Genomic DNA, 15,979 nt, shown 5'->3' with positions numbered 1-15,979 from the left:
AGGGCGCTGTGGTCACAGCACCCATTGCAATCAGCTTAGTGTAAAACTCTCCGCTTCACCGGCTCTTGCCGATGGCGCAATCCACACTCTGAATTCACCACTCTCCAGTTGTTGCGATAAATCGCGGGCAATAAAAGTCATCTGTTGCGGCTTGATGGTAAAAGAAATTGACCGGCTTTCCCCGGCAGCCAGGGTAATTTTGTCGAAGTCGATGAGCTTCTGTACCGGTTGCACAACTGAGGCAAACCGGTCCTGAATATAGCACTGCACAACTTCTGTGGCTGCCCGCTTACCGGTATTCGTCACCGTAACCGATGCCGTGACCGCCTCACCCTTTTTCACTTCACTTTTATCCAGTGTCACACCGCTGTAGGTGATTTCCGAATACGTCAGACCATGTCCGAAGGGGTACAGCGCATCATCGGGAATACCAATGAAATGAGACTGGAACATATGGGTTGTACCCGGTGCCGGCGGACGACCGGAGCTTTCCCTTGCATAATAATACGGCTGTTGCCCGCTGGCGATGGGGAAAGTTACCGGCAGACGACCTGAAGGCGACTGATCGCCAAACACCACATCAGCTATAGCATGGCCGCTTTCTGTGCCCAGGAACCAGGTGACCAGAATGGCTGATGCCTCTCGCACTGCCCCTTCCAGCGCCATGGCACGACCATTTCGCAGTAATACCACCAGCGGTTTGCCGGTAGCGGCCAGTGCTTCAGCTAACGCCTGTTGTGCTGCCGGCAGAGTGATTTCTGCCCGCGATGACGCCTCACCAGACATGTTAGTGGCCTCACCAATTGCCAGCACCACCACGTCACACTGTTTAGCAGCCTCTACAGCTCGCTTTATGCCACCTTCAATGGCGGTGTCGATACCGCACCCGTCTTCAGTAAGGAGTTGCGCAGCAGGTATTTTCTCTGCAAATCCGGCTTCAAGGGATACAGACGCTTTTTGCGGTGCAAAAGGCGACCAGGAACCGTCGATGTTTTTAAGATCCTTCGCGAAGGGGCCAATCAACGCAACTTTTTGTTCTTTACTCAGCGGCAGCACACTGCCGGTGTTTTTCAGTAACACAACCGACTTGGTTGCAGCTTCCCGCGCCAGTGCAATATGTTCTTCCGGGGCCTGCTGCGGTGCCGCTATTTCGTCGATGCGGTGGAACGGGTCGTCAAACAATCCGGCCTGCTGTTTCACATGCAGAATGCGGTACACGGCTTTATCCACAATGGCCTCGTCGAGCTCGCCGCTGCGCACCAGTTCAGGCACATATTTAGGGAAGATGCCGCTGACCATACCAATGTCACAACCTGCTGACAGCGCCAGTTTTGCCGCTGCTTTTTCGTCTTTGGCATAGCCATGCTTAATCAGTTCCAGTTCACTCTGGAAGTCGGAAATGACCACGCCGCTGAAGTGCATCTCATCACGCAGTAAGTCGGTTAGAATGGCCTTATTACCGGTAGCTGGCACGCCGTCAATAGTATTGAAAGACGCCATGGTAAAAATGGCACCCGCCTCAAAGGCAGCTTTGAAAGGCGGCAAATACACTTCGTGCAGCACCCGGTCAGACACTGACGTGCCCTGATAATCCAACCCGGATTCCGCCGCTCCGTATGCAAGGAAGTGTTTAGGACACGCCAGTAATCCCCGTGAGTCGGCAGGGCCGCTCCCCTGGAATCCTTTGACTCTCGCCGCTGCGAATAAACTGCCTAACAGCACATCTTCACCGGCACCTTCCACCACACGGCCCCAGCGCTGATCACGGGCAATGTCCACCATGGGCGCGTAGGTCACATCAATACCCAGATTGGTCGTTGCTTCAACGGCGCAGGCCCGTGCTGTGCGTTCTGCCAGTTCCGGTTCAAAACTGGCCGCTTCCGCCAGCGGTACCGGGAAAATAGTATGGTGGCCATGAATAATATCGGCACCGAAAATTAACGGAATTTTAAGGCGGGTGTCTTTTACCGCTGCGGTTTGTGCGTAAATAACCGAATCGATGTCTTCCGGCGACGTCATCATGCCCATCATGCCGCTTTTGATTTGCGCCTGCTGATTCTTCAGTAAGTCTGCCGCCTGCTCCGGTGAGAAGTTAGGCGTGAACGGATTAATCTTCTGGAAATTCGGCTGCACCATACGGGGAGACAACACACCGTCCATATGCAGTTGTCCGGCTTTTTCTTCCAGTGTCATACGGGCAATGAGGCCGGTCAGGTGTGTGTCCTGTTTGCCTTTTACCTGGCTGGCACAGCCGGAGACGGCGGCGATTACGGCAGTGGCGATAGAACCTTTCAGAAAGGTACGTCTGGTAACGTTTTTATTCATGTTCATCCTGTGAGGTTATTGGCATAAAACTGAAAAAGGCCCGCGGAGTCCGGCCATCCGGTAACTGGCATCCGGTGAGTACACGCCCGACGGGAATCCGCTTTTCACCGGGTTGTTTTTTGCCTGCCAGATAAGCTGGTTGGCCCAGTAGTTAGCCACATCAATGCGAAGGGTGTTCATCCCCCGTTTAAATGCTTCGGGTGCAATCACCTGCCAGGGCGGTGTAAACAGTGTGCCGATGTCGTGGCCGTTAAGTGTGAATCTGGCAATATTCCCTGCGTCCCCCACCGCTATGCCAATCGGAGTGGTACAACTTTTAGGCACAGTAAATCCGGTCTCGTAGTGACTGATACCACTGAACCCTTGCAGAGTTGTATTTCCCAGTTCATTGAGCGGGGTGAGCGCATTCAGATTCACTTCCTCAAGCGGCCCGTCAGCGCTATCGAAGGTTAACGACCAGGCAGTTTGAACTTCGTGTTTCTGCAGGCTCGGTTGCTGCGCCGGTGCTGCTTTTTTCAGCGGTTTATTGGTAATAAAAATAAACACAGAGCCAAATGCAGGTAGTGACAGCGACACGCTTCTACCCGACTGTTCAAGCTCAGTAACCTTTCCGTTTACTGCATCAAACCGGTATGCGAAGTTGCCGTTACGGGACGGAGTAAAAAGGTTCTCCACTGGCATATCAGCGGTATTCACAATGAAGTAAATGTCGCCGTCATCTGTGCGGCGTTGCCTCACCAGCAAATCATTTTGCGAATTGTCGAACTGCCATTGTGGCGGCACGCTCAGCGCATCCATGGCAGATTGAATGTTGCTTGTGGCGATTACATTAGTCCTTTGCCAAAGGGCGTTTGCCTGCTTCTTAAACACAGCCTGATCATCGGCAAGGGACGGACTGCCAGCGGGCATTTCCCCAACAATCGTCACCCCCTGCTCTGCCAGTTCTTGCAGCTTATGCAGGGTTGACAGTGTCATCAGCGAGGCATCGCCACCAAGGTAGATAAACTGATATTCCGTGCCGCCCCGGGTTTGAAGGGTTTTATTTTTCGTTACTGTTAGCCAGTCCAGTGCCTGCGCCGAGACATAATCGAAGGCGGCGCCCGGAGGAATACTATGTTGTGGCGCATCACCGGGCTGCTCATCACCAAATAGAGACGTCACCGGTGCTTCCTCGCCAATAAAATAGGCAAAGGTACTTACCGGCGCGCCTTGCTGCATCAAATACTGAGCGCGGGTGAGATAGGTGATCCATGGCTTTGCCATACCAGCCCAGGTACTGTTGCGGTTAAAGTAATGCCCGAGCAGCGGCATCATCGGCTTGCCGGGTGTACCGTCAATACCTTGCGCCTGATGCACAGAGCTGTGCAACATAAACCGGTTGCCGCCGTACACCAGTGCTCTGTCGGCTGCCCGCTTCAGTTCCGCAGGACCAATGTCCCAGGGCTGACCGAAGGCAGTCATGGCTTCAACTGCCACAATCTGTTCGCCTTTCAGCGTGGCGACAGAAGCCGCCCCTTTCACATCGGCAATGTAGGTGGGCTTAGGATTTTTTTCAGGGTCAAAGTACCAGAACGCTGCCATGGGAATCCCGCCCGCCAGACGCATATCGATGTCGTTCCCAAGTTGCGGGCGGTGGTCTTCCAATGCTTCGGTGTAATAGTCGAGCCCGAGTTTTTCAGCTCTTGCAGCAATGGTTTTGTAGTGCGCGGTATTCAACGTTTGTGACAGAAAGTGCCGGTAATCCCATAAGAATCGGTCGGTTTCGGCAGCGCTGCTAATCACTTCACCGGTGAGTGCTGGCAACCAGGGCGTTACATCATAGGGCGTGGCTGCTGCAAAGGCGTCAAGCAATTCGGTACCAGCATTCTGCGGACCCGATTCGATGCTGTCACTGAGCAGGCCGGTGATGCCGTCGAACAGTTCACCGTTTTCATCGCGGTAAAACTGCAGGTACGTATCGAGGTATCGGCTCAGTGCTTCAGCGTTAAATTTATCGGTTTCAAGGCCGGTGGCATTGTGCTGTGCCGGACCATTTTCGTGTCCGGTTAAGCTGTACCCCAACCTGACAATACGCCACTGCCCTGCCGGCGCCTGCCAGTTTAAGGTACCGTTCTCATCCATAAAGCTTGTAATGTCGCGCACATCATTTGCTGAAACAGCAGCCTCAGAAGCATTTTGCACATTTAACGGGTAGTAGCGGGACGCAGCGGCAAATCCGGCTTTTTCTTCAAACGCATTTACCACCGGGCGAACATGAAGCTGCACTTCCGACACCGCATAAGCACTGGCGTGGGCAGGGAAAGGCAATTTGTTTGCCCCCTGAGCATAACTTAGCGTATCGATAAAACCCGGTTCAGTGCTGCGGGTGAGTGTAAGGGCAAAGTAGCGGGCGGTAACAGTTTCAAACGAGGCGGTTCGGGTAAGTGAGCGTGTTGCATCTAGCACTGCCAGCGGCGTACAGCTTGTCTGAGACTCACTTTCACAAGCAAACCAGGTGGCTACCGGCGGATTAGGCGTACCAAAACCGCGGCTGCCGGGTAAGCCGAGTGTCACGCCCTGCACGCTCACATTTTTACCGGCATCGAATTGCAAGCGCACGATACCGTTTTCATCAGCATCAATAGCCGTAGCTGGCCAGAAGCGTCCGTCACCCAGCTGCTCTGTCAGTGATGCCTTTCCTGAAACCTGAAGAGCAACAGACTCATGTGCCTTAACCGGGTAGGCCAGTACTTTGACATCGCGGTAATAATCGTCGATATGATGGGATGCGTGACCGATGGCCTCAACGGGAATATCCTGAAACGGCCCTGCAACGGCGGGGGGTAAAGGTAATGACGTGGTGATTTGCTCACCGCCTTTTATTTCAGTTTCTGACCACACCCATTTTTTCATGGCATCCTGAGGCATTACCCACGGGCCGCCAGTGGCGCTCCAGCCCGGGGATGTGGTGATCACAAAATCTAACCCAAGCGATTTCGCTTTGGCAGCACTTTGCTGAACGGCACTTTTCCAGGCTGCACTACCAAAAGTAAGCGGTGTTTCCGGTGGCGGTCCCATGCCTGCATCGAACAATTGCACGCCACCCACACCGGCAGCATGCAGCCACTCTAAATCGGCAGCGGCTTCATCGGGATTTACATCGCCGTTCATCCAGTGCCACCACGCATGGGGGGCGTAGGTTGATGAAGGCGTGTGGAAGTTGTCACTTAATGACTCTGAAGACTCAGCAAGAACCGGAGTACTAAAAATGAAAGCGAGAACCAGCAGGAAAACGCGGCGCGGGTTGAATATCATTTATCTCTCCATTGAATGTCATAACGTCAAGAAGAGAGGATATCAACCCACATAAACTTGAACCTTTACTCAAGTTTGCATTTCAGCAAATTTTTAACATTTCATACAATGGATTTCTTCAATAGCTGGACTGTGTATTTTCAATAGGTTGCAGGGCCAGGTATAGAGAGTGAGTATCGCGGACTTATTTCAGCCCGCGATAAGTAAACTGACTAAACGTAGCACTGCCTTTCCCGCAGGCAAATAATGCCGGTTTCAGCCCCTGCAGGTCATCAATGGTATTCACGTTATACCCTGAGGTCTCACTGCGCACGGTATGGCGGGTCCAGTTTTTTCCGTCTTCACTGTAGTAGAAGGTAACGATGTGACGGTCGTTACGTATTTTCATGTGAAGCCGTCTGGTTTGCGGTGCCGGCTCCCGCCAGTAGCTGGATTTACCGCCACGGTAGGTCACCATGCCTGATTCACTTTGTCCCATCCCCAGATACAAACGGTTGTTATAAAACAGCAATAAGCCCGCTTCGGTACCCGCTTCCAGATTGACGATAACACTGATTTCATAGGCCTGATCGCCAATGGTCTGCACCAACGGCGCACTGTCGGTTGGGGACGAACCGGCGGCTTTCAGTTTCAAACCATCAGGCGTATAAGTTACCCGCGACTTCTCACTGGCAGCGGCGCCAAAGAAGGTCCAGCGGGTGCCAAGGGAAGACGATGTGAAGTTGTCTGAATGAGTAAACCCATGAGGTAGCGCCTCGCCTTCTGGTTTTGGTAGCGGCAGAGATAAATCACCACCCAATGCGACAGGCCAGTTATCATCATCCCAGCCCATAGGCTCAACCAGGGTTTGTCGTCCCAACGTACGAAAACCATTTTCATAACCGTGATACACCATGTACCACTTGCCCTGCGGCCCTTCCAGCATGGTGGCATGGCCACGGGACCACCACTTTTCGTCCTCACTTTCGGTTCTGACAATGGGGTTATGCGGGCAATTTTCCCAGGGACCGTCGATGGTTTTGGAGCGCGCCACAATCACCATATGGCCGGTTGCAGGACCAGCGGTACCACCCACTGCAGACACAAGATAGAAGTAATCCCCGCGACGGAATAACTTAGGTCCTTCCAGTGCGTAGGCTTCGGTGATCCAGTCATCAGGATACTGCCAGCCATCATACACCTGCTCCAGCTCACCGATGGTCGACAGACCATCATCTGCCAGTCGAATTCGCTTAATGCCTGATGTAAACAGCCAGCGCTGCCCCTTCTCGTCCACGATGTGGCCAGGGTCAATCACACCGCCGAGGTGCAGATCAACAGGTTCGCTCCATGGGCCCTCAATGTTGTCAGCGTGAATCACCATAATATTGGCAAAACTTGCCAGTGGCGGCGACCAGGGCGCTTTCATAAACGGAATATAGATGTAGTACCGGCCGTTGTGTTTGACTAAATCCATGGCAAACACAATCCCCAACGGCTCTTCCAGCGCAGGGCCCACGGGTTGCCAGTTCACCAGATCTTTGGAGTGCCAGATTAAAATGCCCGGCGCAGCATCAAACGACGAATGGGTCATGTAGTAATCGTCACCATCCCGCAGGATTGTGGGGTCAGGATAATCTCCGGCCAGTACCGGATTCAGGTAAGTACCGTCACCCAGGTCAGCCTGACGATGCCCTTCTGCTGAACGTCGCCAAGCAGGCTGGCTTGCTGATGCCACAGACAGTCCCGGTAATAAACTCAGGCCGGTGGCCGCTCCGGTGGATAAGGAAAGAAAATCTCTGCGTGACACTGGCATGGCATTACTCCGTCTGAGGCCCGATTTTGTCGAACCTGACAATTTTTTCTGTAAAAAAAAGAATGTGTGCATTAGCATCAAAACACATAAGGGAAGCATTTTGCGTGCTAATGCACATGATGCCGGAGTGACTCAACTGGAAAAGAAGCACTTCACAGCATGCCAGATCACAACATTTTTTTAACGATTTGAAAAATCAATAACATTGATAAGAACTACCTGAAAATCAGATAGTTAAATTCCATAACAGAAAGAAGAAAAAGATGAACGAACCTGCCCGATTTCGTCAGGCACAGCAGCGCCGGAGCCGTAACGCTCAGGAAAAAATATTTGAGGTGTCTGCAAATTTACTGAAAGAAAAAGGCCCTGATGAATTTACGCTTAAAGAACTCAGTAAACTGACTGGTGTGTCAGTGGGGTCTATTTATTACCGCTTTGAAAGCAAAGAAACCCTGTTGATTGAATTACAGAAAAAAGAGTACCTGCAAGCATCGAAAGATATTGAAGCCCGGTTTCTTAAGCTGTCTGAAACCACAACGTCGTTAAAGGAAGCCATTAAGCAAGCTGGCCGTGAATACGCCGAACATTTACAAATTTTTGCGCCGCTTATCCGCGCCTTCATGAAACTCGCCCTTAGTGACAAAATCGTTTCTGAAGCCGGTACGAAAATTTATAAAAACAGTCAGGCGCTGTATGAATCACTGCTGCTGCAATTCAAAGACGAGATAAAACGGGAGAACCCGGAACGGGTAGCCCATACCTGTTTTAAAATTCTCAACACGTCGCTGGCAAGATACCTGGGATTCGGCAGCCTGGAGCCCATTACAGAAGGGTTGAGCTGGGAAGAATTGCTGGAAGAAGTGACCGAAGTGCAAACCTACTACCTGTGTTCCCCCGATCACAACGCCTGACATGGTAATCTCACCAAAACACATAAAAACGGGCCGGTATAACACGCAAATATACCGGCCCGGTGTGACTACACCCTTCCCGCCCGTAACTGCTCTGCAGCGTATGTTGCTGCTCTGGCAGTCAGTGCCATGTAGGTAAGAGAGGGATTCTGGCAGGCTGACGATGCCATGGCAGCACCGTCTGTCACAAACAGATTGGGGACATCGTGAGATTGATTATACCCGTTCAAAACCGATGTTCTGGCATCACGCCCCATGCGCGCGCCGCCCATTTCGTGAATGGCTGAGCCGCCGGGGTTTGGCCGATCTGAGCCGAACAGTACATGGCCACCGGCTTTCGCCACCATAGCAGCGGCTTCTTCTTTCGCCGCACTCAGCAAATCATGTTCGTTTTTACCGAAGGCGAAATTGATATTCAGTACCGGCAAGCCGTCTGCATCTTTTGCCTGCCAGTTCTGGCTGATGGCATTGCCTTCCCTTGGCAGACACTCAGCAAACGTGGTGAGTACAAACTTCCAGTCACCCGGTTGCCGTAAATTTTCTTTAAATGAATGACCGAGTCCGGGCATGTTTGTACCCCGGCTCCAGCTTGGCCGGTACGCACCGCCCTGATAAGAGAAGCCCCGTAAAAACTCCCGCTTGTCTTCTCCCATGTTCACAAACCGGGGAATAACAATACCTGTGGGCCGGTTTCCGTAATAATAGTGATCATTGAAACCCGGCATTATCGACGCCACACCCAGAGTGGATGCGTGATCCATAATGTATTTGCCCAGTACGCCGCTGTTGTTTGCCAGCCCCTGAGGAAATGCATCAGACACCGAGCGCTGCAACAAGGCAACGGAGTTAAAGGCACCGGCACATAAAAACACCATGCGGGCAGCATACTGTGTGCGTTTTTGATCAAGACGGTTAATCACCGTCACCCCGCGGGCTCGCTTTAGTTGCGGGTCGTAATCCACGGTTTCGACCACCGCATCGGTTTTTACGGTCAGGTTGCCGGTGGCCATTGCGGCGGGCAAGGTAGAACTCTGGGTACTAAAATAGGCACCATAGGAGCAACCGCGCCCGCAAATATAGCGGTTCTGGCACGCGGCACGGCCTTCTTCCGGCTTGCTTTCAGTCAGGTTGGCCGTGCGCCCGATGGTGAGCCTGCGATCAGGATAATGTGCGGCAATGTGCTCACGCATGTGTGTTTCCACTGGCGTTAACGCCATGGGCGGCTGAAACTGACCATCCGGCAACTGGGACAGATTTTCTTTTGCACCGGATACGCCGATAAAGGCTTCAACTTTGTCGTACCACCTTTTCAGATCGCTGTAACGCACCGGCCAGTCTGTGCCATGTCCGTCTTTTAAGTTAGCTTCAAAGTCGGTATCACTCCAGCGATAACACTGCCGCCCCCACATTATTGAACGACCGCCCAGGTGGTAGCCACGGTACCAGTTAAACGCCGTATCGTTCTGCGTGTGATAAGGATGGTCGGAATCTTTTACCCAGTAGTCCTGTGTCCATTCATCAAGATGGATATTGTGCTGTTGAACGGCCTGGTGTTCGTTTAGAAAAGCCTGGTCACCCTCGCCCCGGAAAGGCAACTCCCAGGGGGCTTTCATCTCATTTTTATAGCCACTGCGGTGAGGCAGATCCCTACCCCGCTCCAGCAACAGCACTTTCAGGCCCTGTTCACACAAGGTTTTAGCTGCCCAGCCACCGGTAATGCCGGAGCCCACAACAATGGCATCGTACTGCTCACTCATCCGAATTTTACTCCTGTCCAGTCACTTGAAAATGCGCGGGTTGACGCATCGGCGGGCACATCTGCATCGAACTTGCCGGGAATAAGCACGTAGCGTAGTTCTTCACTGCTGCCGGCTTGCGATGTGTAATAGCCGGTAACAATAAGCGCTTTGATGGCTTTCCATAACGCCAGATCGCCTTGTGGTTTCTCTGCCGGATTGCGGCTGAAGCTGCCATTGTCGATTGGGGTGAGTGCTTCAATTTGCTGCTGGTAACTTAAGGTGTTGAAGCCGGGCACGTCGCTAAGCAGTGCAAATTCAAATCGACTGAGGGCATCCACAGGCGCACCGGACAAGCCATGTTTCACGGCCACCTCAACGAATTCAGGTACTTTTACGTCAACGGCACCTGGAGTATCCGTTTGCGGGATCACAAGATCGCACAGGGTGCTCAGGAACAAATTATCCGGATTAGATGAAGGCTGCTTCTCTGCCACTGCCCACACTTTTGCAGGTAAAACGGTGAGACCGGACACAACCAGCATGCCGGTAATAAAATTGCGGCGGGCGTGGTCAAAATGATTATTCATGGCCAGCTCCTGCTGCACTTGTATTTGCCCTTGTTGCAGAATTCGCGTCTGATGCACTCACCATACTGGTTGCCAGCGGACGGGCGAACAGTAACCAGCCACTGATAGCGGCAACAATCACACCGAATGTCAGCATGGTGGCAGCACTGCTGCCGGTTAAAACGTCCAGCGCGGTTAATACCAGCGGCGTGGCGAAATTGGCCAGCGTATACACCAGCCACCAGTAGCCGGAGTAAATACCGCTCTGACCTTTCGGAGCCATGTGCAGTACCAGTGTTAGCGCGACCACCAGCATTAAGCCGCCGCCCGCTTGCTGAATAATGACTGCTGCCATCATCATGGCTTTGGACTCTGCGATACCCAGCATAATAAGCCCGGCAGCCATCAGCAGCATGGCGCAGACTAATCCATAGCTAAACCGCCAGTGTTTCACCAGTCTGGCCAGCAGTGCGCCTGCGGGAGACCCGAAAATCAATCCCATAGACATGAGCTCGCCCACCACCGCCGGTGAGGTTTCGCCCATTTCACGGAGAATAAAAGACAGCTTTACCGGCACCGCATAGAAAGACAGCGAGCCCGGAATAGCAATAGCCGCCAGCAGCAACATGGTAGTAACGGGAATGCGCACCTTACTTGCCGGTGCATGATGTGTTGATGCTGCCAGCTGCTTTTCAGGCTCGAATAAAACAAAAGCGGCAGCGACAAAAATAATCAGACTGAGGCCATAGAGCCCGAAGGTATTTTGCCAGTTTGTCTGACTTACTATGCCCACTGCGTACAATAATGCTGCGCCAATTAACGGCAGGGCGACGTTTTGCCAGGCAATCCATTTCTGACGATCATCGCCGCTGAAGTAGCTGGCAGTTAATACCATGCCGCCGGTGATAATACCGGCTTCAGCCACACCCAGTAATATGCGGAAAAACAACATACCGTGCAGCGAGCTGACAAACATAGGCGCCGCCCCTACCACACCGTAAAAGGCAAGTGAAAATACCAGTACCTTTTTGCCCCCTATGCGGTTTGCAAGAAACCCTGCCACAGGAGAACATAACGCCAGACAAAGCGCGGGCGCGGTTAACAGCAGAGGAACCAGCACATTGGCATAGGGTTCACCGGCGAATTGCTGAAACAGCGAGCCGATAATGGGCGAAATCAGTACCGGCCCCAGCATGATAAATACCGGCACGAAAAGAAGAACAATGCCCTGGGGGGTATGTCGGGAAGAGGAGTCTGTCACAAATATCGTTCCTGTCGTTGAAAGACAAAAAGGCCGCGTAACTATATACGCAGCCTTATCTGTCAGGTGTTATCAGAAGCCGTAACTCACACGCAATCCAATGTTGCGCACCGAGTTAAAGCCCCAGCTTTGTACCACTGAAGTTGTACCGTATTGAGCACTGTCACCCGCGTCGATACCCGTTGCCACCGGCACTTTCTCGTCAGTACAGTTTTTGCAGAACAATGTGATATCCCAGCCATTGTCCAGACGAACACCAATGTTCAGACCAAACTGGTCTACATTGCCGATGCGGGTTTGCGGCGCATTGGAAATCAGGTAGTTCACCGGATCACGGTGGTAATAGTTCAGCGTTACGAATCCGTAGCCGTCCAGCGGCAACTCGAAATCGTAGGTAGCAGAAGCGGTTGAGGTAAACTTCGCGGCTGTCGGCGGTGTTAAGCCCGCAGCATCAAAGGTACCGTTTTCATCACAGTCCGGTTGTTGCGGGTAACATGCGGCCCCCGGGAAGCTGTCGAACTGGGAATCCATCAAAGTAGCTCCGCCATTCACCGTCAGCGACTCAAACGGCATAGCGGTAATGCTAAGTTCCACACCTGTAGACGACAGGCTGGCTGCATTCTGGATAACCGACTGACTGATAGCGGCATCAAACGCCTGCACCTGATAATCGTCGAACTGCTGATCGAACACACTGGCATTCACGATGAGGTGATTGTCGAGCCACACCGTTTTCGCACCGATCTCGTAGTTGTCGACTACTTCCGGCTGAATAAAGATATCCGTTTGCTCCGGTGATGGCGTATTGGTGTAGCCAGGCCCCTTGTAGCCGCGGGAATAGGAGGCATAAACCATTTTGTCATCGTCGAGTTGATACTGCAGCGATACCTTGCCGGAGACATTATCCGACGAATTTGTTTCTTCTCTTAACGCCGGCGTGCCGATGGTGGTGAAGAAGTTATAGCGCTGGAAGTTCGCCAGATCGATATAGATTTCGTCGTAGGTATAGCGCAAACCTGTGGTAAGAGTGAGGTCGTCTGTGAGCAGGAAATCAAACTGACCGAAAATGGCCGCACTGTCTGTTTCCATATCCATGACCGTATCATTACCGATAAAATGGTCATTACTGACAGAACACATATCACCTTCAACCACTTCGGCACCCACGCAGAACGGGAAGTTAGGCAACAGGAACGCTGGCAACAGGCCATCACCGGCAAGGAAACGGTCTTCTGATTGTGTTGAATGGAAATAATACAAGCCGACCTGACCGCGCATATTGTCGAAATCCATCGATAAGCGGGTTTCGTTACTAAACTGGTCATATTCACTGGTGGTAAAATTGATGTTCAGTTCATTTGAGGCCATGTTGTCGTCTGTGCCCTGCACCAGCTCGAAGTAGCGCCATGCGGTGATATTCGACAATTCATAGTTGTCATTCACAGCCCAGGTGACTTTCGCCATCAGACCACCCATTTCCACATCACGGAAATTGTCGGCATCGGCGCCGTAGTCCAGGTTTTCATCCCCCGGCACGACACCGTCTGCAAGAATAGTATCCAGCTTGCCGCTGCCCTCACCGATAGAACGGAAAGTACGGTCAAAGTTACCGGCCACACCAGATTCTTTGTTTGTATCGGCAATCACATACACGCTAACTTCTTCAGAAAGCTCGTTCAGGTACTTGAGCTTTACACCCCAGTCAGTGGTTTCTTCGTCCAGTTTAGGATCGCCCACCACTTTGATAGCACGGGCCACCGGATCTTCAGCTGCATAGTGAGCGTTGATACGCAGGGCAGAATTGTCGGTGAGTGGGATGTTGTACATGCCACGGGTGATAATGCTTCTGCCATCCTGCGGTGTGGTGTCACGCAGTTGGTATTCCACATCAATTTTACCTTCGGTGTAGCCTAACTGTGGCTTAGTAGAAGTAATGTTGACCAGACCTGCAGAGGCATTCTTACCAAACAACAGACCCTGAGGTCCGCTCAATACCTCAATTTGTGAAATGTCATTAAACACCGCGCCCATCAGATAACGGCGGCCAAGATTCACTTCATCAAAAGCCACGGCCACACTGGAATCCAACGACGAAGAAAACGCCAGTGTACCGGCACCACGGATAGACATGGAGTTGTCTTCGCCAATCTGAAAGCTTGGGGCATTCAGTGTCATCTGATACACGTCTGACACATTCTTTCGCTCCAGCTCTGTAGGTGAGATAGCTGTAACACTCACCGGCACTTCCTGCAGATTTTCCACTCTGCGCTGGGACGTCACCTGAATGATTTCCAGACCAGAATCCTCAGTTGCACCAGGGTTTGCAACGTCTGCTTCCTGTGCATGAATCACAGGCGTGGTGAGCAGCGTAGCAATAGCAACTGCCAATTTTTTATAAGGCAAATTCATATTTTTCATATTATCTCTCAGTACTTTACGACAAAAGTCGAACTAGCATTCAAGTTTTATAATCAAGCCAAAAAAAACTGATTGGGTCAATCAGTCAGTCAGCCGGGTCATGTTACACGTTAACCTTCAACAAAGTTACATAAAGCATAACTTTTATTAACATCAGCGATCGAATGAAAGATATTTATACATTCCATCCATAAAAGAGATAGCTGAAGAGGCAGGTATCAAATTGCTTGATTGTTCAAGCCTTTACCAAATATTGAACCCGAGTTCGGGTTTAATATTTACCTCTGATTTATAACAGCTTATTCAGTAAAGCGTGCTGACGACGAACCTGATCACGGCCCCGGTATGGCTCTCTGCGGCCTTCGTACTCGCTGGACAACCAGCCTTTCCATCCACACTCTTTCAGTGTGGCAACAATGGCGTCCCAAGGAATGTGCAGATCATTGAGGTTATCGTCGATCTCGAAAAACTTGGTTTGAATAAAGTAAACGTGCTCCATAATTTCAGCAAAATCAGCCATGGGTACTGCCAGCGGTTCCAGGAACGGAGGACGTTTGCCACCCTTCACCTCAATACCTTCGTGGCCATCGTCACAAGGCGCTGTTTGGAAGATACCGGTGTCGATCATCAGCTTAAAGTGCGTGGTATTGTGCTTTTTAATGAAAGCAATGTAGTCCTGTGTCACTTTATGTTTGATTGGTGTCGGGCTGTGGATTTCCGGACAAATAATCACATTCAGTTCTTCTGCCAGCGGTAAGGCACGTAGCACAGCTTCCTGCCAGATGGGGTGCGGGTCCAGTTCAAGGGATGTCACACCAAATTTTGGCCGGATAGAGGTAAAGCCTAGCTCTGCTGCCAGTTTCAAATCCTGCTCCAGCTGCGCTGCGCCTTCGTCTGCAGTGAGGTCACGGCTGTGCCAGCGGGCGGTGTCTATCCAGGTCCCCAGATTCGTTGGCGTTAGATGATACTTCTCCAGCAAAGCAAACCAGCTTGCTTTCCATTCAGCAGACACATCCGGGTAACCGGGCAGATTAGCTTCAGCGAGCATTTCAATACCGGTCGCGCCCATATCCGCAGCATCTGCCATGAAGTCTTCCAGCGTAATGAGCGTGTACATATCACCGGTGTAGCTGTAGGTAGAAACGCTCAGCGGCATACCGGTATTCTTATTTTCACCAATGATCACCGGCTTTGCTTTGGCGCGAAACGGAGACCGGCAGAACGGGCCCGGAATATAAGGGCGTCTGATGTAAACACACACAGACAAATCCTGTACGCCCGCCTCTAACGGTGCATCAACCGGCAAGGTAATGGTAGCCAGTTCATCCAGCGGCCAGCGCAGGGTTTCGCTTTCCTGCAATTGCGCGAGTGACAGGGTTTGACCGCCCAGTGTCCAGCTTGCCGCATCGTGGGCATACTGCTTACCATTCAATTCAATGTCGATACCATCGATGAGGCTTGCCGGTACACCGCGGTAATTCGGGTTCTTAATTTGAAACTGAAAGGCCGGCGTGCCGTCTCCCAGCGTTAAGGCTTTGCTGCCTCTGGCTTGTACGAGTTGTCTTTCCAGCATAGGGGCTCCTGTTAACTGGTTGTAAACAACGCCGATGGTATGCAATGCCTTATCATTCAAGAAATGAATTTTGCGGATATTTGGTATCAATTTCTTA

General features: G+C 51.7%; 9 protein-coding genes. 1 reads left to right on the top strand and 8 read right to left on the bottom strand.

The features are described 5' to 3' along the window. Positions 1 to 30: 30 nt before the first annotated feature. From DS731_RS01100 to DS731_RS01090, 3 genes are all read right to left on the bottom strand, one after another. Positions 31 to 2,325: a glycoside hydrolase family 3 N-terminal domain-containing protein gene (locus DS731_RS01100; RefSeq protein WP_119499604.1), complete on the bottom strand. Its 2,295-nt coding sequence runs from the start codon at positions 2,323 to 2,325 to the stop codon at positions 31 to 33. A gap of 15 nt (positions 2,326 to 2,340) precedes the next feature. Then, positions 2,341 to 5,619, bottom strand: a complete 3,279-nt coding sequence (locus DS731_RS01095; protein WP_119499603.1) for a glycosyl hydrolase — start codon at positions 5,617 to 5,619, stop codon at positions 2,341 to 2,343. A gap of 184 nt (positions 5,620 to 5,803) precedes the next feature. Then, complete coding sequence (locus tag DS731_RS01090) at positions 5,804 to 7,414, bottom strand: family 43 glycosylhydrolase (RefSeq protein WP_119499602.1); 1,611 nt, start codon at positions 7,412 to 7,414, stop codon at positions 5,804 to 5,806. Positions 7,415 to 7,677: 263 nt separating this feature from the next. On the opposite strand from DS731_RS01090, the gene DS731_RS01085 reads away from it, so the two are divergent. Further along, positions 7,678 to 8,325, top strand: a complete 648-nt coding sequence (locus DS731_RS01085; RefSeq protein WP_119499600.1) for a TetR/AcrR family transcriptional regulator — start codon at positions 7,678 to 7,680, stop codon at positions 8,323 to 8,325. A 68-nt stretch (positions 8,326 to 8,393) separates the two neighbouring features. On the opposite strand, the gene DS731_RS01080 is transcribed toward DS731_RS01085, so the two are convergent. The 5 genes from DS731_RS01080 to DS731_RS01060 all read right to left on the bottom strand — a co-directional run bounded on the left by DS731_RS01080 (position 8,394) and on the right by DS731_RS01060 (position 15,882). Then, positions 8,394 to 10,082 carry a GMC oxidoreductase gene (locus DS731_RS01080; protein WP_119499599.1) on the bottom strand — a complete coding sequence of 563 codons (1,689 nt, stop codon included), beginning with the start codon at positions 10,080 to 10,082 and terminating at the stop codon, positions 8,394 to 8,396. After that, positions 10,079 to 10,651 (bottom strand): gluconate 2-dehydrogenase subunit 3 family protein, encoded by a 573-nt coding sequence (locus tag DS731_RS01075; RefSeq protein ID WP_119499598.1) that lies wholly within the window; start codon positions 10,649 to 10,651, stop codon positions 10,079 to 10,081. The genes DS731_RS01080 and DS731_RS01075 overlap by 4 nt, the downstream gene beginning before the upstream one ends. Then, positions 10,644 to 11,891 carry an MFS transporter gene (locus DS731_RS01070; RefSeq protein WP_150154209.1) on the bottom strand — a complete coding sequence of 416 codons (1,248 nt, stop codon included), beginning with the start codon at positions 11,889 to 11,891 and terminating at the stop codon, positions 10,644 to 10,646. The genes DS731_RS01075 and DS731_RS01070 overlap by 8 nt, the downstream gene beginning before the upstream one ends. A gap of 72 nt (positions 11,892 to 11,963) precedes the next feature. Beyond that, on the bottom strand, positions 11,964 to 14,309 hold the full coding sequence (locus DS731_RS01065; RefSeq protein WP_119499596.1) for a TonB-dependent receptor: 2,346 nt from the start codon (positions 14,307 to 14,309) through the stop codon (positions 11,964 to 11,966). 289 nt (positions 14,310 to 14,598) lie between these two features. Then, the gene (locus DS731_RS01060) at positions 14,599 to 15,882 is read right to left on the bottom strand and encodes a C-glycoside deglycosidase beta subunit domain-containing protein (RefSeq protein ID WP_119499595.1); all 1,284 of its coding nucleotides are present in this window, start codon (positions 15,880 to 15,882) and stop codon (positions 14,599 to 14,601) included. Positions 15,883 to 15,979 lie beyond the last annotated feature (97 nt).

Source organism: Alteromonas sp. RKMC-009 (assembly GCF_003584565.2).
In the GTDB taxonomy this organism is placed as follows: Bacteria; Pseudomonadota; Gammaproteobacteria; order Enterobacterales; family Alteromonadaceae; genus Alteromonas.
This window is presented reverse-complemented; position numbering and strand designations above follow the sequence as displayed.